This is a genomic window from Rhodococcus sp. I2R (assembly GCF_020889545.1).
Taxonomy (GTDB): domain Bacteria; phylum Actinomycetota; class Actinomycetes; order Mycobacteriales; family Mycobacteriaceae; genus Rhodococcoides.
This window is the reverse complement of sequence record NZ_JAHUTG010000026.1, coordinates 49,823-69,827: the sequence shown is the minus strand read 5'-3', so window position 1 is coordinate 69,827 and position 20,005 is coordinate 49,823. Positions and strand designations below refer to the sequence as shown.

Annotated in this window: 20 protein-coding genes and 1 riboswitch; of the genes, 7 read left to right on the top strand and 13 right to left on the bottom strand. The window is 65.3% G+C overall.

Annotated features, from left to right (window positions below):
• The first annotated feature begins 326 nt into the window (after positions 1-326).
• Entirely contained in the window at positions 327-770 is a 444-nt protein-coding gene (locus KVY23_RS21480; protein ID WP_230558176.1) for a MarR family winged helix-turn-helix transcriptional regulator, read from the top strand.
• Here KVY23_RS21480 and KVY23_RS21475 read toward each other — a convergent pair.
• The gene (locus tag KVY23_RS21475) at positions 767-940 is read right to left on the bottom strand and encodes a CDGSH iron-sulfur domain-containing protein (RefSeq protein ID WP_230558175.1); all 174 of its coding nucleotides are present in this window, start codon (positions 938-940) and stop codon (positions 767-769) included. The two genes, KVY23_RS21480 and KVY23_RS21475, sit on opposite strands and share 4 nt — an antisense overlap.
• On the bottom strand, positions 937-2,118 hold the full coding sequence (locus KVY23_RS21470; RefSeq protein ID WP_230558174.1) for a zinc-dependent alcohol dehydrogenase: 1,182 nt from the start codon (positions 2,116-2,118) through the stop codon (positions 937-939). Before KVY23_RS21470 ends, KVY23_RS21475 begins: the two co-directional genes overlap by 4 nt.
• Positions 2,119-2,358: 240 nt before the next feature.
• On the opposite strand from KVY23_RS21470, the gene KVY23_RS21465 reads away from it, so the two are divergent.
• Positions 2,359-2,796 (top strand): STAS domain-containing protein, encoded by a 438-nt coding sequence (locus KVY23_RS21465; RefSeq protein ID WP_230558173.1) that lies wholly within the window; start codon positions 2,359-2,361, stop codon positions 2,794-2,796.
• A 26-nt stretch (positions 2,797-2,822) separates the two neighbouring features.
• Here the strand turns inward: KVY23_RS21465 and KVY23_RS21460 are convergent, their stop codons facing one another.
• The 5 genes from KVY23_RS21460 to pruA form a co-directional block, all read right to left on the bottom strand.
• Entirely contained in the window at positions 2,823-4,409 is a 1,587-nt protein-coding gene (locus KVY23_RS21460) for an NAD(P)/FAD-dependent oxidoreductase (protein ID WP_230558172.1), read from the bottom strand.
• Positions 4,406-4,846: an SRPBCC family protein gene (locus tag KVY23_RS21455; RefSeq protein WP_230558171.1), complete on the bottom strand. Its 441-nt coding sequence runs from the start codon at positions 4,844-4,846 to the stop codon at positions 4,406-4,408. Before KVY23_RS21455 ends, KVY23_RS21460 begins: the two co-directional genes overlap by 4 nt.
• A gap of 256 nt (positions 4,847-5,102) precedes the next feature.
• A complete protein-coding gene (locus tag KVY23_RS21450) occupies positions 5,103-6,647 on the bottom strand; it encodes a sodium:alanine symporter family protein (RefSeq protein ID WP_230558170.1) in 1,545 nt (514 codons plus the stop codon).
• A gap of 88 nt (positions 6,648-6,735) precedes the next feature.
• Positions 6,736-7,680: a proline dehydrogenase family protein gene (locus tag KVY23_RS21445; RefSeq protein WP_230558169.1), complete on the bottom strand. Its 945-nt coding sequence runs from the start codon at positions 7,678-7,680 to the stop codon at positions 6,736-6,738.
• Positions 7,677-9,317: an L-glutamate gamma-semialdehyde dehydrogenase gene (gene pruA / locus KVY23_RS21440; RefSeq protein ID WP_230558168.1), complete on the bottom strand. Its 1,641-nt coding sequence runs from the start codon at positions 9,315-9,317 to the stop codon at positions 7,677-7,679. The genes KVY23_RS21445 and pruA overlap by 4 nt, the downstream gene beginning before the upstream one ends.
• 100 nt (positions 9,318-9,417) lie before the next feature.
• Here pruA and KVY23_RS21435 point away from each other — a divergent pair, with 100 nt between their 5' ends.
• Positions 9,418-11,013: a CdaR family transcriptional regulator gene (locus KVY23_RS21435; protein ID WP_230558167.1), complete on the top strand. Its 1,596-nt coding sequence runs from the start codon at positions 9,418-9,420 to the stop codon at positions 11,011-11,013.
• On the opposite strand, the gene KVY23_RS21430 is transcribed toward KVY23_RS21435, so the two are convergent.
• Positions 10,955-11,593 carry a TetR/AcrR family transcriptional regulator gene (locus tag KVY23_RS21430; protein WP_230558166.1) on the bottom strand — a complete coding sequence of 213 codons (639 nt, stop codon included), beginning with the start codon at positions 11,591-11,593 and terminating at the stop codon, positions 10,955-10,957. The genes KVY23_RS21435 and KVY23_RS21430 overlap by 59 nt on opposite strands.
• 62 nt (positions 11,594-11,655) lie before the next feature.
• Here KVY23_RS21430 and KVY23_RS21425 point away from each other — a divergent pair, with 62 nt between their 5' ends.
• On the top strand, positions 11,656-12,795 hold the full coding sequence (locus KVY23_RS21425) for an acyl-CoA dehydrogenase family protein (protein ID WP_230558165.1): 1,140 nt from the start codon (positions 11,656-11,658) through the stop codon (positions 12,793-12,795).
• Positions 12,792-13,484: a dienelactone hydrolase family protein gene (locus KVY23_RS21420; protein WP_230558164.1), complete on the top strand. Its 693-nt coding sequence runs from the start codon at positions 12,792-12,794 to the stop codon at positions 13,482-13,484. The genes KVY23_RS21425 and KVY23_RS21420 overlap by 4 nt, the downstream gene beginning before the upstream one ends.
• Here KVY23_RS21420 and KVY23_RS21415 read toward each other — a convergent pair whose 3' ends face one another.
• From KVY23_RS21415 to KVY23_RS21400, 4 genes are all read right to left on the bottom strand, one after another.
• Positions 13,485-14,285 (bottom strand): ABC transporter, encoded by an 801-nt coding sequence (locus tag KVY23_RS21415; RefSeq protein WP_230558163.1) that lies wholly within the window; start codon positions 14,283-14,285, stop codon positions 13,485-13,487.
• A 54-nt stretch (positions 14,286-14,339) separates the two neighbouring features.
• Positions 14,340-14,654, bottom strand: coding sequence for a multidrug efflux SMR transporter (locus KVY23_RS21410; RefSeq protein WP_083668176.1), 315 nt, complete (start codon positions 14,652-14,654; stop codon positions 14,340-14,342).
• A 12-nt stretch (positions 14,655-14,666) separates the two neighbouring features.
• Positions 14,667-14,737: riboswitch (guanidine-III (ykkC-III) riboswitch) on the bottom strand.
• A 12-nt stretch (positions 14,738-14,749) separates the two neighbouring features.
• A complete protein-coding gene (locus KVY23_RS21405; protein ID WP_230558162.1) occupies positions 14,750-15,442 on the bottom strand; it encodes a TIGR03943 family protein in 693 nt (230 codons plus the stop codon).
• Positions 15,439-16,443: a permease gene (locus tag KVY23_RS21400; RefSeq protein ID WP_371829755.1), complete on the bottom strand. Its 1,005-nt coding sequence runs from the start codon at positions 16,441-16,443 to the stop codon at positions 15,439-15,441. Before KVY23_RS21400 ends, KVY23_RS21405 begins: the two co-directional genes overlap by 4 nt.
• Positions 16,444-16,530: 87 nt before the next feature.
• Between KVY23_RS21400 and KVY23_RS21395 the strand changes: the two genes are divergently transcribed.
• Together KVY23_RS21395 and KVY23_RS21390 are read left to right on the top strand one after the other, a co-directional pair.
• Positions 16,531-17,229 carry a response regulator transcription factor gene (locus tag KVY23_RS21395; protein ID WP_371829756.1) on the top strand — a complete coding sequence of 233 codons (699 nt, stop codon included), beginning with the start codon at positions 16,531-16,533 and terminating at the stop codon, positions 17,227-17,229.
• A 35-nt stretch (positions 17,230-17,264) separates the two neighbouring features.
• Positions 17,265-18,635, top strand: coding sequence for a cell wall metabolism sensor histidine kinase WalK (locus KVY23_RS21390; protein WP_269417437.1), 1,371 nt, complete (start codon positions 17,265-17,267; stop codon positions 18,633-18,635).
• On the opposite strand, the gene KVY23_RS21385 is transcribed toward KVY23_RS21390, so the two are convergent.
• A complete protein-coding gene (locus KVY23_RS21385) occupies positions 18,601-20,004 on the bottom strand; it encodes an MFS transporter (protein WP_230558161.1) in 1,404 nt (467 codons plus the stop codon). The genes KVY23_RS21390 and KVY23_RS21385 overlap by 35 nt on opposite strands.
• Position 20,005: the final 1 nt, after the last annotated feature.

The following is a 20,005-nucleotide window of genomic DNA, read 5'->3' as shown; positions in this document are numbered from 1 at the left end:
GTCGGCATACTGCACGGCTGCTTACGCCACCACACCGAATACGACGAACACACCGCCTGGGCACACCGAACCGCGCAACAGCCCACCGCCGCTTGACAAATTACGGACCTGGGATGTCTAGGGACAGCACGACGACGGCGAGGGCGAGCGCCCACGATCGACGCGAAGTGACAATTCGGGCGAATCGGCTCCAGAAGTCCACTCAAAAACAATCTCATCAACTTAACAATTAAGCAACTGAGAGATGCTGCATGCGCGCGGCGCGATAGTGTGACGCGATTGCCGACGAGAGGGATGTAGTGCCGGACCGGAGTGAACTGGAATCGATGATCTCATCGGACCTTCGCGCCATGTCGGCTGTCTCCGAGGAGATCGGCCGCGCTTTCGGGGCGCAGCATGCATTGGGTCCCAATGATTTTCGGGCACTTCTGTTGATAATGGTGGCCGATGTCGAGGGTCGTCCGCTGACGGCCGGTGAACTCGGCACCCAGCTCGGACTGTCCTCGGCCGCCATGACGTACCTCGTCGAGCGCATGATCGATTCCGGACACATCAGGCGCGAGAAGGACGCCAGCGATCGCCGCAAAGTGATCCTGAGATACGACGAACACGGCATGGCAGTGGCACGCGAATTCTTCGGTCCACTCGGCGCCCGAACCTCCTCCGCTCTGGCAGGGGTTTCCGACACCGATCTCGATGCCGCGCACCGAGTGTTCGCGCTCCTCATCGACGCGATGCGGACGCACTACGAAGAACTGCGTCTGGACTAGTGGCGTTTGCGGTGACTGGTGTCGCACAGCGGATATATCTTGCTCCGTCGACACATGCACAGCGCCACCATCGTTCGATCCGACTCGACGATCCGGCCGTCGGGCATCTCGATCTCGACTGGTCCCTCGATCATCAGCGGCCCGTGCTCGACCATCCGTACCCGCGTCATGGCTTCAGCAGCACCTTCACTGCGCCGTCGGCCTTGCGCTGGAAGATGTCGTAGGCGTGGGGTGCCTGATCGAGAGGGAGGGTGTGGGTGGCGAAATCGTCGACACCGAGGGGGTCCTCGTCGGTCAGCAGGGGCATGATGTCGTCCACCCATCTCAGCACGTTCGCTTGACCCATGCGTAGCTGAATCTGCTTGTCGAACAGCGTCATCAGAGGCAAGGGGTCGGCCATCCCGCCGTACACACCGCTGAGGGAGATCGTGCCACCGCGGCGGACGATATCGATGGCACTGTAGATCGCGCCAAGTCTGTCGACACCGGCCTTCTGCATCATCGGCCCCGCGATGGCGTCGGGGAGGGCGGCGGTGAGCTGCTGCGCCAACTTGGCGACGGGTGAGCCGTGGGCCTCCATGCCGACAGCGTCGATGACCGAGTCGGTGCCGCGGCCGTCGGTGGTCTCGCGGATGACGTCCGCGAGGTCGTTGCCGTGTTCGTCGAGATTCAACACCTCGACGCCGCGTGCGGACACGCGCTGCAGGCGCTCGGGGACGCGGTCCACGCCGATGACGCGAAACCCCCTGTGTTGTGCGATTCGAGTGGCCATATCGCCGATGGGGCCGAGGCCGAGGACGGTCACCGAACCTCCATTCGGGATCGCTGCGTACTCCACCGCCTGCCACGCCGTCGGAAGGACGTCGGAAAGGTAGACGAACCGTGAATCATCCGGTCCGACAGGTACTTTGATGTGGGTATTCTGTGCTTGCGGGACACGCAGGTACTCGGCCTGGCCCCCGGGCACCTGGCCGTAGAGGCGCGAATAGCCGAAGAGCGCGGCGCCCATGCCCTGATCGCGGACCTGAGTGGTCTCGCACTGGGTGTGCAGGCTGGAATCGCACATGTAGCAGTGGCCGCAGGAGATTTGGAACGGGATCACCACGCGGTCACCGACCTGCAGGTTCCCCACCTCGGAGCCCACCTCCTCGACGATGCCCATCGGTTCGTGGCCCAGGATGTCGCCCTCGGACATGAATGCACCCAGCACCTCGTACAGATGCAGGTCGGAACCGCAGATGTTGGTGGTGGTGACTCGAATGACCGCGTCGGTCGGCTTCTCGATCCGCGGATCCGGGACCGTATCCACACTGACCTTGCGTTTTCCCTGCCAGGTGACTGCTCTCATTGCGCTGCCTTCTCGTTGATTCGTTCGCCGATTGCTTTCGAGTGCCCCGCAGTAGGTCACGCGAAACGCGCCACTGGTCGATGGGTGGGAGGGTGTACGGGACGCGATCGGTGCCGTAGAGTCGAAGACGGTTGAGATAACAGCCGTTGTTGGGGAAGACGCAACGTGAGCAGCTCATCCGGTCGACGGACTGCGAGCATCTGTATGCGCTTTCCTCCCACTTCGACGATGGGAATGGCCATGACTGTTACTCCACACGGCTTGAACGACACAAACGGCTTGAACGACAAGAGCGCGGGAAGCGTTCGACTGGCCTGCGAAACATCGGTGTCGGTTGCGTCGACCGGAGCTATCTTCAGCGCGACACCGGCCGGCTACGGCCAGCTGGTCGTCAAGGTTCACGGTGACATCGACACGCGCAGCGCACCGATCCTGTCCGACTACGTGTGCGCACGCGTCGGAAGCGATGTGCGTCTCGTGCTCGATCTGTCCGTTGTCGGGTTCTTCGGGATCGCCGGGTTGAACGTATTCACGGCCCTGGACGAGGCTGTCCAGGCGGCAGGGTCGAGTTGGTGCCTCGTGGAGGGGCATCCGGTCTACCGGCTACTCGAGGCGGCGTCTGTTGTGCCGATCGTTCAGCGGTTCAAGTCGGTCGACGAGGGTCTCGCCGGCCGCTGATCCAGCCTTGCGCCTCGATCACGCGATCACCGGGTGACCAGCTCCAATAGGGAGCTGGTCACCTTTTTGCGTAAGGGTCCGAGAAGCCCGTGCTGACCCAGAGCGGCCCGGGCAGCGTTGGTACCTGCCGCGCCGTGAACACCGCCACCGGGATGCGCCGACGAACCCCCGAGGAACAACCCTTCGACGGGGGTCTCCGCTCGTCCGAGACCCGGCGTCGGCCGGAAGATCAACTGCTGCTGAATCTGCGCGGTACCGCCGTTGACGGCGCCGCCGTGCAGATTTGCGTTCGAGGCGAACAGGTCGGAGGGACGCTGCACCACCTGTCCGACGAGCGCCGACTCGAATCCCGGCGCGTGGTCCTCGAGCACCGCCAGGACGCGATCGGCGATCGTGTCGGCCGAGGCGTCGTCGATGATCCCCCGCGGCAGGTGTGTGTACGCCCACGCGCTCTCGGTTCCGGCAGGTGATCGCGTCGAATCGGCCGTCGTCATCTGACCGAACAACATGAACGGGCGCGTCGGCAGGACGCCGGTGGACATATCGGTGGTCCAACGCAGCAGTCCGTCGTCGTCGGCCCCGAGATGCACGGTCCCAGCGTCGGACAAACTCTTCGACCGCCATGGGATCGGCCGATCGAGCGCGTAGTTGATCTTCACCACAGGTGTATCCCACTCGAACTTCTCGAGGTCCTCACGCATACGGCGCGGGATCGCCTCGGCGGGTAGCAGATCCTGATACAGCGCAGGCGCAGAAACGTCGGCGATGACGGCACGGCGCACCCGCACCGTCTCACCCGAGGCCGTGTGCACCGACCGTGCACGACCGTTCTCTACACCGATCCGAGTGACCACGCTGTTGCATCGCAGTTCCGCCGCCCCGGTGCGCCGGACCATCGCTGCGGTCAATGCGCTCGCCCCGCCCTTCGGGACGGGAAAACCCACGTCCTGAGCCAGCATCGTCAACAGATAACCCATCGCTCCGCTCACCGGGGCGTCGACGGGCGCGTCGCCGTGCATCGCGTTGCCCAGCAGCAGGCATCGCGCCGCGGAATCGCGGAACGTCTCGTGTGCCATGGCCCGCGCCGGCAGAGCCATGAAACGCGTGAAGCGAAGCATTCCGGCCGGACCCAGCGTGCGCACCAGCGAAGCCGCCGCTCCGACGGGTGGGAAGGGGGTGAAGAACGCGTCGAGAAGCGGCTTCTTGATCCGGGTGAACTCCTCGTACAGCGACAGCCAGGCGTCGCCGTCACGTCGATCGTGTTCGGCGAGCGCGGCAGCGGTGTCGGCGACGTCGTTGTGCACCACCGGGGCGTTCTCGTCATCCGCCGACCTGGCGTGGCCGTAGACCGCGGGAGAGCGGCGCCACTCGAGGCCGTGACGCTCGAGTTCGAGGGCGGTCATCGCAGGTGACGAGGCACCGAGAGGATAGAACGCGCTGAACAGATCGCTGGTGTATCCGGGCACCAGTTCGGCGCTGCGCACAGCGCCACCGGGCTCGTGCCCCGCCTCGAGTATCACGACATCCCACCCTGCATCAGTGAGAGTCGCTGCAGCGGCGAGGCCGTTGGGCCCGGCCCCGATGACTACGGCGTCGGCGGTAGTGACGGTCATGACGGAGTGGACGACCTTTCCGCGAGAAGAGCCAGGCGTCGAACCGCCTCGAGGTTGCGAGGATGAGCGAGCGCATGTTGGACGGACTTTGGGATGGCGGTGAACGGCGCAGTCTGCGCGTGCTCGATCATCTCTATACGACATCCGGTCGGCAGCGGATGCAAACGCAGGGTGATACTCGCCGCACCGAACGGCAGAGCACGCGCTGACATCACGAGCTCACGTCCTTCGTGCACGCTCGTCGATTCGGTGTGATCGCTCAGAACCAAGGGCCACAGGCCGACCGAGTGGTGGATACGGCTGCCGACGGCCGGCCAGTTCGAGTCGACAGCCCTGATGCGCGACGCCCCCACCACCCAGGTCGCGTAGGTCCAGCCGTCCGCCAGGACTTGCCAGACCTGATCGGTCGTGGCGGTCGTCTCCGTTGTGGTCGACATCGTGGCCTCCGAATTGCTGTTGCTCCCCGAACCGTTCGTGCTTCCTCGTGCATGCCCTCACGGCGGTGTGCGGAAACCCCTGGTTCCGGTGTTGCATCCGCAGGGCATGCCCAGTTCCGGTGCAGTGTCTCGTCCGGACGGGATTCAGCATCAGATCCCGTGGGTTGAAAACACAGCCTGCGGGATCGCCCCACGGTCGAACCACGCAAACAAGCAGAACCATCACTGTTCTGAGCTGATCACATCAGCGGGCGGGTTATGCGTCGACCGATTCCTCGTCGCGCTCCCCGCGTCGCATGGCCAGGTATCCGGCGAGCTCGCGCTTGACGACGGGGAGGAGAAAGTACAGCCCCGTGATGTTCACCAGTGCCAGCAGGAACAGCGTGGCGTCGGCGAAGTCGAGGACCGAGCCGAGGGAGAGCACGGTGCCGATGACGGTGAACACGCAGAACATGGTGTTGAAGAAGTTCCGCGAGAGGCGGCTGCGCCCGAACAGCGAGGTCCATGCCTGCAGGCCGTAGTACGCCCAGGTGATGGCCGTGGACAACGCGAACAACGCGACAGCCACGGTGAGCACGTACGGGAACCAGGGCAGCACCGTCTCGAATGCGTCGGAGGTGAGCGTGACGCCGCCGGCGGGGAGCTCCCCGGTCTCGGCGACCACTTCCCGCTGGTCCTGCCAGGTTTGAGTGTTGGCGATGACGATGGTCAGTGCCGTGGCGGTACAGATGATGACGGTGTCGATGAACGGCTCGAGCATGGCGACGAAGCCCTCGGTGACGGGATGCCGTGTCTTGACTGCGGAGTGCGCGATCGCGGCGGATCCGAGGCCGGCCTCGTTCGAGAATGCGGCACGCTGGAAGCCGATGATCATCACACCGAGGATGCCGCCGGCGACGCCCTCGGGGGAGAACGCGCCTTCGAAGATCGCCACGAACGCCGACGGGACCGAAGTGATGTTGACGCCGATGACCACGGCGCAGGCGAGGATGTAGACGATCGCCATCGACGGCACCAGCTTCGAGGTCACCGCGGAGATCGACTTCATGCCGCCGATGATGACGAAGCCGATGATCAAGGCGATACCGATCCCGAAGATGGTCTTGGCGCCGTCGGAACCGAGGATGCCCTCCTCGCCGCCGGTGACCGCACGCACCTGTGCGAACGTCTGGTTGGCCTGAAACATGTTGCCGCCGCTGATGGCGAAGAACGTGATGACGATGGCGTAGAAGACGGCCATGACTTTGCCGAGCTTCACCAGCCCGCGTTCGGCGAGGCCCTTGGTGAGGTACTTCATCGGCCCACCGGAGACAGTGCCGTCCTCGTTGATGTCGCGGTATTTGACGCCGAGGGTGCATTCGACGAATTTCGACGCCATGCCGAGGAAGCCGGCAAGGATCATCCACAGGGTGGCTCCTGGGCCACCGAGCGTGACTGCGACCGCGACGCCTGCGATGTTGCCGAGGCCGACGGTTCCTGACACTGCCGCGGTCAAGGCTCGGAAGTGGCTGACTTCTCCTGGCGCATCTGCCTCGTCCTCCTTGCCGCTGACCAGAATCAGAGCGCGTTTGACGCCGCGGAACTGGATGAATCTGAAGGAGACGGTGAAGATGACCGCGCCGACGATCAACCACAGCACGATCAGAGGCACCTGGGCACCACCGATGTCCACCGCGTAGAAGACGAAGCTCGTCACGGCGGCGGAGATCGGATCGAACGCACTGTTGATCGCGGTCTCGATGGAACTGATCGTTCCCCCGTCGGCGGCCAAGAAGTGCGGGGGCAGGGAGGTAAGGCTCATTTCAGGCATACAACTCCTATTGGCGCCGCGATGGCCCCGGTTGACGAACGATCGACACAATTGTTTACGTGGTGTTGACCGGTACCGTTCAGTTCTTCGAAACCAACGACCGGAAGAAGAACATCAGGTTCGCGGGACGCTCCGCGAGACGACGCATGAAGTACCCGTACCACTGATCGCCGTAGGGGACGTACACACGAACGCGATTCCCCTCGGCTACGAGCCGTTGCTGTTCGAGTTCCCGGATTCCGTACAGCATCTGGTACTCGTAGCTTTCGGTTCCCCGCGAGCTCTCACGCGCGAAACGGTCTGCTGCGTCGATTATTTCGGGGTCGTGCGATGCCACCATCGGGTAGCCGTCGCCGTTCATGAGCACCCGCAAACATCGCAGATACGACGCTGATACGTCCGCCGGCTTCTGAAATGCGACCGAAGCCGGTTCGTTGTAGGCGCCCTTGCACAACCGGATTCGCGAGCGCGGGCCCGAGAGCTCCCGGCAATCATCCTCTGTGCGTTCGAGGTACGCCTGCAGCACGGTGCCCAGATCGGGGTAGTCCTGCCTCAGCTCGCGCACGATCGACAACGTCGAGTCGGTTGTCGTGTGGTCCTCGGCATCGACCGTCACCCACACGCCTGCAGCTTCCGCTGCCGCGCAGATGGTTCGAGCGCCCCTGAGGGCGAGAGATCTGTCGATGCCCTGTCCCAATGCCGACAGTTTCAGTGACACCTCCAACGAACGTGGGCTCACATCGAGCGTCGAATACGCCTGCAACAGAGACAGATAGGCCTCGACCGTCGCACTGGCCCGTGCGGCATCGGTGGTGTCCTCGCCGAGGTAGTCGACGGAGACGGTCCTGCCTGATTCGAGCAGCGATGCGACCGCCGCGACCACCTCCGGCTCGGACTCACCGGCCACGAATCGGTCCACCAGCTGCCGAGTGATGCGCATCTTGCTCATCGCCGATTCGAGCTTCGGTGACCGCGCAGCCGCGAGCAGCGCCGGCCGAAGCGGGTTGTTCAGCACGGTCGTCATGTCGTTCCCTCGCCGTCCTGATGTGGGTATCGGTGGGTGGTCGCGGGTACGAAGGTCTCCTTGACAGTGCGTGCCGACGCCCAGCGAAGCAGATTCTGTGGTGATCCGGCCTTGTCGTTGGTGCCGGATGCACGTGCGCCGCCGAACGGTTGCTGGCCGACCACGGCGCCCGTCGGCTTGTCGTTGATATAGAAGTTGCCGGCTGCGAACCGCAGCGCCTTGTGTGCGTCGTCGACGGCCATGCGGTCGTTTGCGATGACCGCACCGGTGAGTGCGTACTTCGAACCGGTGTCGACGAGCTTCAGAATCTCGGAGTACTTGGAGTCCTCGTACACGTGCACCGCGAGGATAGGCCCGAAGTATTCCGTGGAGAAGGCCTCGTCTGTCGGGTCGTCACCGAGAAGCACTGTCGGCGAGACGAAGTAACCCTCGGAATCGTCGCAGGTGCCGCCGGCCGCGACGGTCATGCCCGGTGCGGACTTGGCGCGTTCGAGTGCGGCGGCGTTTCGGTCGAAGGCGCGTCGATCGATGACAGCTCCGCCGTAGTTGGACAGATCGGTGACGTCTCCGTACTTCAGTTCCGATACCTGATCGATGAACCTCTCGCCCATCGCCGCCCACACCGACTTCGGTACGAAGGCCCTCGACGCGGCCGAGCATTTCTGGCCCTGGTAATCGAAAGCGCCGCGAACGAGAGCGGTCGTCAGGACCTCGGGATCAGCCGAGGAATGGGCGAGAACGAAGTCCTTGCCGCCGGTTTCACCGACGAGCCGGGGATACGAGTTGTAGTTCGAGATGTTGTTACCCACCTCGCGCCACAGACGCTGGAAGGTCGCGGTGGATCCGGTGAAGTGGATTCCGGCGAGGCGAGGATCGTTCAGGGCTACTTCGGAGACGAGCGGGCCGTCGCCGAGGACCAGGTTGATGACGCCGGGCGGGAGGCCTGCTGCCTCGAGAAGCTGCAGCGTCAGGTACGCGGCGACGGACTGTGTCGGTGACGGCTTCCACAGCACGGTGTTGCCCATCAGGGCGGGCGCTGTCGGTAGGTTCCCGGCGATGGCGGTGAAGTTGAAGGGGGTGATCGCGTAGACGAACCCTTCCAGCGGCCGGTACTCGACGCGATTCCAGACGCCGGGCGAGGACACCGGCTGGTCGGCGAGGATCTGACGGGCGAACGCGACGTTGAAGCGCCAGAAGTCGATGAGCTCGCAGGGGGCGTCGATCTCGGCCTGGTACGCGGACTTGGACTGCCCGAGCATGGTGGCGGCAGCGATCTTCTCGCGCCAGGGCCCGGCGAGCAGATCGGCGGCGCGGAGGAACACCGCGGCGCGATCGTCGAACGAGAGCTCGCGCCACCCGGGTGCAGCGGCCGCGGCAGCATCGATGGCCTCGCGCACGTCCTCGTGCGTTGCATTGGTGAAACTTCCGATGACGGACGAGTGCCGGTGCGGCTGCACCACATTCTCGCGTGTCCCGGTTGCTGTGCGGTGGACCCCACCGATGACCTGGTGAATATCGACCGGGTTCGCTTGGAGTGCGTCCAGTTGGATACGCAGGCGGCTACGTTCTGCGCTGCCGGGGGCGTACGAGCCCACAGGCTCGTTGGTCGGGGTCGGTACCGAAGTGACGGCGTCCACGGTGGCCTCCTTCTTGTGCGGGTGTGCCTGTTATTGAAGTCGGCTTCCGAGCGCAAGTATTCTTCCGATCGGCCAAGAATTCTGTGGTTGACTTGTCCAGGTGGACGAAGATTCGGCACTGAGCGGGGTGACACTGAAGGCACTGCTGCGAGCGATACACGGCGCATTCGCCGAGCTGGTTGTGGCTCCCATGGGCACCGAGGTGGCGATCGGCTCGGTCACGTTGCTCGATGCCGACGATGTCGCAGACCCAGCTGCGGGGGCCGACCTGTGCCTCCTCGTCGGGGTACCCGAACCCCTCGTGGTGGCCTGGCTAGACGAGCTCGCGCTGCGTACCGCACCCCTACGGCCGCATGCAGTGATGGTCAAGGGCGCTTCGATCGCGATGGCACATGCCGCCCGCCAGGCTGGCACTGCCCTGATCTCGGTTCATGCGCAAACGCGTTGGGAGAGACTGCTTTCGATGGTCCGCGGCGTGCTCGATCATTCGGTGCACCGCGTCGAATCCGATCCGATCGGCGAGGACACCGATCTCTACGGACTCGCGCACACGGTGGCCGCGCTGACCAAAGGCATGGTGAGTATCGAGGACGAGCGTTCGCACGTGCTCGCCTACTCGGCCGCCGACGACGCGGCCGACGAACTGCGGACCCTGTCCATCCTCGGCCGCGAGGGGCCGGCGGACTATCTGCGGAAGTTGCGCGAATGGGGCGTCTTCGACCGCATCCGAGCCAGCGACGAGGTGGTGGAGGTTCCCGCCGACGAGCACCTCGGTATCCGGCGCCGCCTCGTTGTGGGCATCCGGTCCATTCCCGACGCCTCGGGCGCTGTCACCACCCTCGGCGCGATCTGGGTGCAGGAGGGTGGGCGCCCGGTCGCGCCCGACGCCGACGCAGTGCTGCGCGGGGCCGCGGCGGTCGCGGCCCGATTGATCAAACGCATCGTCGACGCGCCGACCAACGAGGCCGTGCAGATCCAACGTCTGCTCGGAGCGCGCGGCGGCGGAGTCGATGTGCCCTCTCTTGCTGCCTCGCTGTCGATCTCACCGACGATGCCGGCCGCGGTGGTGGGCTTCGCCGGTGTGGGTGATCAAGCGACCGTGCACCTGTCCGGTGCATTACGGTTGCACGCCAGCGCGTTTCACCGGTCCTCACTGGCCACCGCGATGGGCGAGCGCATCTACGTGCTGTTCCCAGGGGAGGTCGCGGCCCGCTCGCTCGAATCCTGGACGCGCGAGACCATCGCTCGCATCGAGATGCGAACGGGTACGGCGACGCGTGCGGCACTCGTGACCTCGATCGCGACGCTGTCCGATGTGGCGGCGGCGCGCGTGGAGGTGGACCGGGTGCTCGATCGGACGACGGGGAACGATCGTGTCACGACACTCGAGGAGTCCCGCACTTCGGTGTTGCTGGGGGAGATCGTCGAGCTCGTCGCCAATCACGAGCATCTGCTCGATCCCCGAATCGGGAAACTCGCCGAGTACGACGTGCGGAACGACTCGACGATGACGGAGAGCCTTCGGGTCTATCTGGCGCATTTCGGCGACGTCAGGAGTGCCGCCGAGCAACTGCGGGTGCACCCGAACACGTTGCGGTACAGAATCAAACGGGTCGAAGAGATACTCGGTGCGGATCTCAGGAACGCGGACGAGCGGGTGCTGATCGAGCTGCAGCTGCGCGTGGCGGCCCCGTAACTCCCGTGGTTCCAGTGATTCCGGTGGTGAGCAGGGCCGCGAGTTCGGCGTAGGCCTGTGAGTCGTCGAGGCCGGTACGTTCGGAGACCTCGCGTGTCTGGATCCGAGCCATCGTCGACGCTGCGACATCTGCGACGAATGCGGCATGGACGCTGCGCACGTCACCGGCCGAGGCGCCGTCGTCGATGAGTTCCTGAACTCGCTTCGCAGCGAACGCGGTGTTCTGTTCGTAGACCTCACGGGCGGGTGGGAAGGCCGCGAGGTCCTCCATGAACTGCCTCGATGCAGGCTCGAGTGCAACACCGACCGCCGACAGGTACGCGGTGAGCCGCTCGGTGGTGCCGCGTACGGACGTCAGGGACGCCTCGACTCGCTCGGTGGCGCCGCGGAAGAAGTGCACGGTTGCCGCGCGTACGAGCTGTTCCTTGCTGCCGGCGAGAGTGTAGAGCGTGGACTTGCTGCAGCGCAGGCGCGCAGCGATCTCGTCGAGTGTGAGGTGTGCGAAGCCCTCGGACAGCAGGAGCGCGACCAGCTGATCGAAGAGTTCGGCGCGGCGAGCTGTCGCGTGTGCAGAGGTCATACCCGTAGACGATACTCGTGCAGTACTGTTGGGGGACCTACAGTACTGCAAGGAGTCTTCTCATGGCCGTCGACCGTCTGTTGCCCACCTCAGAAGCGCGCGATCTCATCGCGCTCACCCGCGACGTCGCAGACAAGGTCCTCGAGCCACTCGTCGACGAGCACGAGAAGAACGAGACCTACCCCGAGGGCGTGTTCGGCACCCTCGGCGAGGCAGGACTGCTGAGCTTGCCGTTCCCCGAGGAGTGGGGCGGCGGTGGCCAACCCTACGAGGTGTACCTGCAGGTGCTCGAGGAACTGGCGGCGCGCTGGGCGGCCGTCGCCGTCGCGGTGAGCGTGCACAGCCTCGCCTGCTCGCCGCTGCTCGCATTCGGCAGCGCGGAGCAGAAGAAGCGATGGCTACCGAACATGCTCGGCGGCAACCAAATCGGCGCCTATAGCCTGTCCGAACCACAGGCCGGATCCGATGCCGCCGCACTGACCTGCAAGGCGACCCCGACCGAGGACGGATACGTCGTCAACGGAGCCAAGGCGTGGATCACCCACGGCGGCATCGCCGATTTCTACAACCTGTTCGCCCGCACCGGCGAGGGATCCAAGGGCATCTCCTGCTTCCTGGTCCCCAAGGATCAGCAGGGTCTCTCGTTCGGTAAGCCCGAGGAGAAGATGGGCCTGCACGCCGTTCCCACCACCTCGGCCCACTACGACAATGCCGTCCTCCCGGCCGAGCGCCGCCTCGGAACCGAGGGGCAGGGACTGCAGATCGCGTTCAGCGCACTCGATTCGGGCCGACTCGGAATCGCTGCCGTGGCAGTCGGCATCGCGCAGGCCGCCCTCGACGACGCCGTCGCCTACGCCAACGAACGCACCACGTTCGGCAAGAGAATCGTCGACCATCAGGGTCTGGGCTTTCTTCTCGCCGATATGGCCGCCGCCGTCGACTCCGCGCGCGCGACGTATCTCGATGCGGCCCGGCGTCGCGACGCCGGACTCGACTACTCGAGAGGTGCATCCGTCGCGAAGCTCGTCGCCACCGACGCGGCGATGAAGGTGACCACCGACGCCGTCCAGGTGTTCGGCGGCTACGGCTACACCCGCGACTTCCGCGTCGAGCGGTACATGCGCGACGCGAAGATCACCCAGATATTCGAGGGCACCAACCAGATCCAACGTCTGGTGATTGCGCGTAGCCTGCGTACGTGACCGAGATCTCCGTAGAGACGCCAGCCGGACCGATCAGCGCAGTACTCGAGGCACCCGCGGGTGGTGGTCCGGGAGTCGTCATCGTGCACGATGCCTTCGGGCTGACCGAGGACACCAGAAACATCGCCCGACGCTTCGCGGACCAGGGTTACGTGGCGTTGGCACCCGACCTGTACAGCCGCGGCGGCGTCAGGAAATGCGTGACCGGAGTGTTCCGGGCACTGCTCGGACAGAGCGGAGTTGCGATCGACGACCTGCTCGCGACCCGAGACTTCCTGCAGGCGCGCGAGGACGTCACCGGCAAGGTCGGCATCGTCGGCTTCTGCATGGGCGGCGGCTTCGCATTGCTGCTCTCGCCCAAGGGGTTCGGCGCCAGTGCCCCGTTCTACGGGGTCACCCCCAGGCATCTCGAGGAGGTTCTCGACGGTGCATGCCCCATCGTCGCCTCGTACGGAAAGAACGATCCTTCGCTCATCGGCGCGGGGAAGAAGGTGGAGAAGATCCTGGCGGCCAAGGGTATCGACCACGACGTCAAGACCTATCCCGGTGCCTCGCACAGCTTTGCGAACGCGCTACCGAAGGGCCCGATGGCCGCAGTCGCGCGAGTCACCGGCATGGGCTGGCGGGGTGAACAGGCGGAGGATGCGTTCGGCCGAGTGTTCGACTTCTTCGGCACGCACCTGAAATAGCTACTGCAGTTCCTGGACCGGTTGCTTGCCCTTGAGCCAGCGGTTCGGCAGTCGACCGACCAGTTCGCCGAGCGGATTGACAGCCTGCGAGAGAATCTCGACGGAGTCCTGCAGGATGGTGATGCTGACCCCCATGCGCTCGATGTTGGGGGCGAGTGAGGCGAGGGTGTCCGTGAGCGTCACCAGCTGATCGAGAGTGCCACCCTTGGCGGTGAGACGCTCGATGGCTCCGTCCTCGGCCAGCAACTGCTCGAGTATCCCGTCCTCTTCGATGGCGCGTTCGATGATGCCGCCCTCGCGCGTCAACAACTCCAGCGGCCCGTTCTCGGCGGTGAGACGCTCCAGCGGACCGTCGACCGCCGTTATTCGATCCAGCAACCCGCCCTCGGCGAGGAGCCGCTCCAGCGGCCCGTCCTCGGCGAGCAAGCGATCCAGTGGGCCACCGGTCGCGGTGATGCGGTCCACTGGACCGCCTTCCGCGAGAAGCCGTTCGAGTGTGCCCTCCTCGGAGGTGAGCCGGTCGACGACGCCGCCGGGGGCGAGCAGGCGGTCGAGTGGTCCGCCCTCGCGCAGGGCGTTGCCGAGTGCGCGGTCATCGGAGGTGAGCTGCCCCAATGCCGTGATCAGCTGCATCGTCCCACCCTTGGGGTTGGTGGCATGTGCGAGATTCATGGGTGTCGCAACTCCCGACTCCAGCGCGAAACGGGTGGTCGAGAGAATTGCGCTCGAGACCTCCAGGGCCGTTTCTGCGACGGCGATCCCGGCGCGTGCAGGCAGTGTGATCGCGGACACCCAGTTCATGGTTTTACTGTAACCGCTCGCACACATTCTCCGGTGTCGCATCGGTGCAGGGCTTCAGTGCAGGAGTTTGAGCCCGACGATGCAGCCGACCAGTCCGAGGAGCAGCGCGATTCTGATCCAGGACGCGGGCTCGTCTCCGGTCACCATGGCGTATGCGACGGTGAGAGAGGCGCCGATTCCGACCCAGACCGCGTAGGCGGTGCCGGTAGGTAGCGTCCGCATCGCGTAGGCCAGGCCGGCCATGCTGATCACCAGAGCGACACCGAAGACGACCGAGGGACCTGTTCGCGTGAAGCCGTCGGACTTGCCGAGGGCTGTCGCCCAGATCGCTTCGAATACACCCGAGACAACCAGGATGATCCACGCCACGACAAACACTCTCCTGCACCGTCTTGTCGCTGGCCGGGTACGGTGCGCTCGTCCGGATGTCATCGAGACCAGTACGACGGTACCAGTTTTCTCGATCAGTAGGCGTACGTGTTCTCCGGCGCCGGAATCTGCTCGACCCCGGTCACGGACATCGTCGGCACGTTCCCGGTCTCCGGAGACGACTGCCCGACGGTCCCGCGGACGCGCAGCCAGTCACCCTCGGCCCATGCATTCGAACCGGTGTCGAGATGAATCCGGATCGACCGCGCATCCGCCGCGCAACAGACGATGAGGATGCGCGCTAGATCGACGCTGCCGTCGGAGTTCTCCACCACGAAACCGGTCACGGTGATCTCCCGATCCTTCAGGCTGCCGGTGTTGTCCCGGGCCGCGCGCTGAACTACGTCGAGCATCGGAACCTCGGGGCTGGCGCCGCCCGGAAGCGGCGGGAAGGCCGTGCGTTCGAGCGGGCCCGCGGTGACGACCCGCTCCGATACCGAGGACACCCCCAGGGCCGGGGGTGCCACGAACAGAATGAGCGCCGCGGGAATCAACAACATCCAGTACGGGCGGCTGCTGTGGCCGTGCTCCTCGTGGTCTTCGGGGCCGCCGCGCTGGATATCGCGGACCATCGCGGCGACAGCAAGCACAATCATGAAAACCCCGCTCACCAGCAGATACGGATGCATGCTCGGCTTGACGTAGCGAACGAAACTGCCGTCGAACGCAATCTTCACCACCGCGCCACCGACCAGCATGAGCAGTACGTTCTGCGTCTCGCGTTTCACCGGGCGCCGCCCAGGACGACGTACCCGAGGATGCTCGCGCACACGACGGCCACGACGAAGGTGACCGGCGCGAATCGAAGGACGAAACCGCGACCGAAGCTACCGGCCTGCATCGCCATCAACTTCACATCCACGGCCGGACCGACGACGAGGAAGACCAACCGGGGCAGCAACGGAAGCATCGACATGCTGGCCGCGACGAAAGCGTCGGCCTCCGAGCACAGTGCGAGAACGACGGCGAGGATTGCCATCACACCGATCGCCAGCAGCATCTGACCTGCCAGGTGTTCGAGCACCCAGTCCGGCACGATGATGTGCAGCACGGCCGCCAGCCCGGCGCCGAACACCAGGAATGCTCCTGCCTGCATCAGATCGTGCCGGGCCGCCTCGGAGAACACCTCCCACTTGGAGCGACCGGTGTCCTGATGGCGGGCACTCACCCTCGCCGTGATCCATTCGGTCTTGCCGATCCGTGCCCACAGCCAACCCATGATGAGTGCCGTCGCCAACGATCCGAGGAACCTCGCGAGAACCATCCGCGGCTCACCGGGGAAGGCCACGGCCGTCGACACCAACACGACCGGGTTGATGGCGGGGGCCGACAGCAGAAATGCCAGCGCCGCGGACGTCGGCACACCCTGGTCCATCAACCGTCGCGAGACCGGGACGGCGCCGCACTCGCATCCGGGCAGCGCCATCCCCGCCAGCCCGGACACTCCCACCGCGGCTTTTTCGTTGTTCGGCAGCAGCCGTTTCAGCATCGCCGGCGACACGAACGCGGCAATGCCGCCGCTGACCAGCACACCCAGCACCAGGAACGGCGTGGCCTGGACGAATACGCCCAGGAAGATGGTGGCGCCTGCCTGCAGTTCGGGAATCGCTCCGACTGCTCCGACGATCTGCTCGCGGAACACGATCGCCGATACGAGAAGAAATGCGAATACGTGCATGGAGTTGATGGACACGCGGCTGCGCTCGGGCCGCTCGGTCTCCAACATCATCGACCATCATGCACGTTGTCCACCGTTCACAGGAACCTCACAGCGAGAGTGCAGCGAGTGCGCAGAAGATCGGTCCATGATGTGGGAGTGAGCGAAACACCTCAGGCGCGCGTGCTGATAGTCGACGACGAACCGACCATCCTGGAATTGCTGTCGGTCAGCCTCCGATTCCAAGGATTCGACGTGCGAACCGCGGCCGCCGGACCCGAGGCTCTCGACAAAGCCAGAACCTTCCGTCCCGAAGCGGTGATCCTGGACGTGATGATGCCCGGCATGGACGGTTTCGGTCTGCTTCGACGACTGCGCGCGGACGGCGTCGACGCACCGGCGCTGTTCCTCACCGCCCGCGACTCGGTGGAGGACAAGGTCACCGGACTCACGCTCGGTGCTGACGACTACGTCACCAAACCGTTCAGCCTCGAGGAAGTGGTCGCCCGACTCCGCGTCATCCTGCGCAGATCCGGCAGGACCGAGGAGACCGCCCCGTCGCGCATCTCCTTCGCCGACATAGAGCTCGACGACGACACACATGAGGTGTGGAAGGCAGGCGAGGCGGTGTCACTCTCGCCGACGGAGTTCACGCTGCTCCGCTACTTCATGGTCAACGCCGGGACCGTGCTCAGCAAGCCCCGCATCCTCGATCACGTCTGGCACTACGATTTCGGCGGCGAGGTCGGCGTGGTGGAGTCCTACGTGTCCTACCTGCGACGCAAGATCGACACCGGAGACACGCGGCTCATTCACACCCTGCGCGGCGTCGGATACGTCATGCGGCAGCCCCGGTGAAGACCCTGTCCTCGAAGAGCATTCGGCCCCGCAATGTGCCGTTGCGTCTGTCGCTGGTCGTGGCCCTGGTTTTGCTCGTCGCCGCCGGTCTGGTGGCGTCGGGAATCGCGGTGACGTCCTCGCTCGAACGATCACTGGTCGATCGCGTGGACAAGAGCCTGCTCGACGCCTCGCGCGGCTGGGCCGAGCCGAGGAACCGCTATCTCCCGCCGCCGCCGGATGTGCGACGCCCGCCCACCGACTTCTACGTCAAGTCCGTCGACCCCGACGGTGGGGTGATTTTCGAGGAGACCGCCGGATCCGACATTCCCGATATCGACGGTCTCGACGCGCCGAGCCCCGTCACAATCGGATCGATCGACGGCGCAGACACTCGGTGGCGCGTGCTGACCGTGTCGAACTCGCAGGGCACGACGACGGTGGCGCAGAGCCTGACGCCCGTCGAACTCACGGTCGAGCAGCTCGTCGGCCTCCAATCGATCATCGGTGCAGTGGTTCTCGCGATCCTCGCGGTGCTCACCTACTTCATCGTCCGTCGCAGTCTGCGGCCACTCGTCGAAGTCGAGGAAACCGCCGCCGCCATCGCGGCCGGTGATCTACACGAGCGTGTCCCCGAGCGCGACGAGCGCACCGAGATCGGCAAACTGTCGATTGCGCTCAACGGCATGCTGTCTCAGATTCAACGCGCCTTCGCGGCCAGCGAAGCATCGGAGGAAGCGGCTCGCGCTTCGGAGGAGAAGATGCGAAGGTTCGTCGCCGACGCCAGCCACGAGCTTCGCACCCCGCTGACAACCATCCGCGGATTCGCCGAGCTCTACCGGCAGGGCGCGATGAGTGACATCACCCTGCTGATGAACCGCATCGAGGGCGAATCCGCTCGCATGGGTCTGCTCGTGGAGGATCTGCTGATGCTCGCGCGTCTCGACGCCCAGCGCCCGCTGGAGACGAAACCGGTGGACGTGCTCTCCGTCGCGGCCGATGCCGTTCACGACGCCGAAGCCGTTGCACCGGAGCGTGATATCACGCTGAGGTTGCTTCCCGGTCCTGGGATACCGGAGGTAGTCGGCGACGATGCCCGGCTTCGGCAGGTACTGGGGAATCTGGTGGGCAACGCGATCCGGCACACCCCGCAGGACGCGAGCATCGAGATCTGTGTCGGTACCACCGACACCTCGGTGCTGCTCGAGGTGCGCGATACCGGCCCCGGCCTGTCCGAGGAAGAAGCCCAGCACGTGTTCGAACGGTTCTACCGGGCGGACTCCTCGCGCACCCGCGAAAGTGGCGGCAGCGGACTGGGACTGTCCATCGTCGCGGCCCTCGTCGCCGCGCACGGCGGCACCGTCACCGTCGACAGCGCGCCAGGGGTAGGCGCTACCTTCCGGGTGGAGTTGCCGCGGGTGGTGTGACCATTCGGGTGCTGCACACCACCACCACGAGGGCGCCGACGACCGAGGCCGCAGCTGTGAACAGCACCGCACTGTTCCACCCCTCGACGAGGCCTGCCGCAGTGGGAGTTCCGACCGGCACGGCCAGGACGGCAACGACGGTCACGCCGAGGGCAGAGCCGACATAGCGCGCAGTGTTGTTCGCCCCGCTGCCCATTGCTGCACGTCCCGCGGGCACGCTGGACACCGCCTCGCGGCCGAGCGCGGCGTTGAGTACTCCACTCGACACACCCGCAACCAACAGGCCGGGTAGCAATCTGACCCACGTCGACGATTCCGAAATACCCAGGAGCAGAACCTGACCGATTGCCACGCCGGTCAGGCCGATGGCCAGCTGAGTGGTACCCGAGACGCGGTCGGGGATACGGCGCGCGAGGAGGGCCGTAGCTACGGAGGTGGCCGACCACGCGAACAGCAGGAACGCCGCCCCGAGAGCATCGATGCCGTACGCGTTGCCGAGGAAACCCGACAAGAACGACATGAGCGCGATGATTCCGGCCCCGGTCATCAACGCCGCCACCGTGGCCGCAACGAATGCCGGTTGCGTGAACAGCGACAGGTCCAACATCGAATTCCGGTTGCGGTACTCCACATAGACGAACACCGTCAGCACGAGAGCGGAAGCCGCGAACAACACGATGGGAAGTGGCTGCGACCATCCCTGTCGGCCCTCGACCAGAGCTGCGAGGAGCGCGCTCATACCGAGACCGAGCAGGAGTGCGCCGAGCGGGTCCAGACCTCGGGGCGCGTCCGTGCGTGATTCGACCAGCAGCCGTTGCGCCACGAACGCGAGGGCGAGGGCACCCACCGCCATCAGCCAGTAAGCGAAGCGCCACGACGCGAGGCTGTCGAGACCTGCAACCACGAGCGGGCCGAGGGCGATGCCGGCACCGACGCTCGCACCCCAGATCCCACTCGCTCGGGCGCGCACCGGTCCGGGCGCGTGCGTGTGCGCGATGATCCCGAGGCTCGACGCCATCACCGCGGCACCCCCGAGCCCCTGCAGGATCCGGGCCAGGACGAACACAAACGTGCCGGGCGCGACCGCACAGATCACCGATCCGGCGGCGAGCACGACGTTGCCGATGACGAACGTGCGTCGACGTCCCACATCGTCGGCGATCGTTCCGGTCGTGAGCAGCGCTGCGCCCAACCCGATGCTCATGGAGCTGAGAATCCAGGTCCGCCCCGCGGGGTCGCTGCCGAGCGTCAGCGCTGTCGGATTGATCGTCGCCAGTGGAGCGGTGAAGGCGACCAACGTCAACAGGGTGCCGATCGCGGCGACGGTCAGCGACCGACGCGCCACGACGGCCGGATCTGTGCTGTGCATC

Bases quoted from the DNA above. Each gene is read 5' to 3' on its own strand.
- KVY23_RS21480 (WP_230558176.1), top strand. From the start codon at position 327: ATGATCTCATCGGACCTTCGCGCCATGTCGGCTGTCTCCGAGGAGATC.
- KVY23_RS21475 (WP_230558175.1), bottom strand. From the start codon at position 940: ATGACGCGGGTACGGATGGTCGAGCACGGGCCGCTGATGATCGAGGGA.
- KVY23_RS21470 (WP_230558174.1), bottom strand. From the start codon at position 2,118: ATGAGAGCAGTCACCTGGCAGGGAAAACGCAAGGTCAGTGTGGATACG.
- KVY23_RS21465 (WP_230558173.1), top strand. From the start codon at position 2,359: ATGACTGTTACTCCACACGGCTTGAACGACACAAACGGCTTGAACGAC.
- KVY23_RS21460 (WP_230558172.1), bottom strand. From the start codon at position 4,409: ATGACCGTCACTACCGCCGACGCCGTAGTCATCGGGGCCGGGCCCAAC.
- KVY23_RS21455 (WP_230558171.1), bottom strand. From the start codon at position 4,846: ATGTCGACCACAACGGAGACGACCGCCACGACCGATCAGGTCTGGCAA.
- KVY23_RS21450 (WP_230558170.1), bottom strand. From the start codon at position 6,647: ATGAGCCTTACCTCCCTGCCCCCGCACTTCTTGGCCGCCGACGGGGGA.
- KVY23_RS21445 (WP_230558169.1), bottom strand. From the start codon at position 7,680: ATGACGACCGTGCTGAACAACCCGCTTCGGCCGGCGCTGCTCGCGGCT.
- KVY23_RS21430 (WP_230558166.1), bottom strand. From the start codon at position 11,593: ATGACCTCTGCACACGCGACAGCTCGCCGCGCCGAACTCTTCGATCAG.
- KVY23_RS21425 (WP_230558165.1), top strand. From the start codon at position 11,656: ATGGCCGTCGACCGTCTGTTGCCCACCTCAGAAGCGCGCGATCTCATC.
- KVY23_RS21415 (WP_230558163.1), bottom strand. From the start codon at position 14,285: ATGAACTGGGTGTCCGCGATCACACTGCCTGCACGCGCCGGGATCGCC.
- KVY23_RS21400 (WP_371829755.1), bottom strand. From the start codon at position 16,443: ATGATGTTGGAGACCGAGCGGCCCGAGCGCAGCCGCGTGTCCATCAAC.
- KVY23_RS21385 (WP_230558161.1), bottom strand. From the start codon at position 20,004: ATGCACAGCACAGATCCGGCCGTCGTGGCGCGTCGGTCGCTGACCGTC.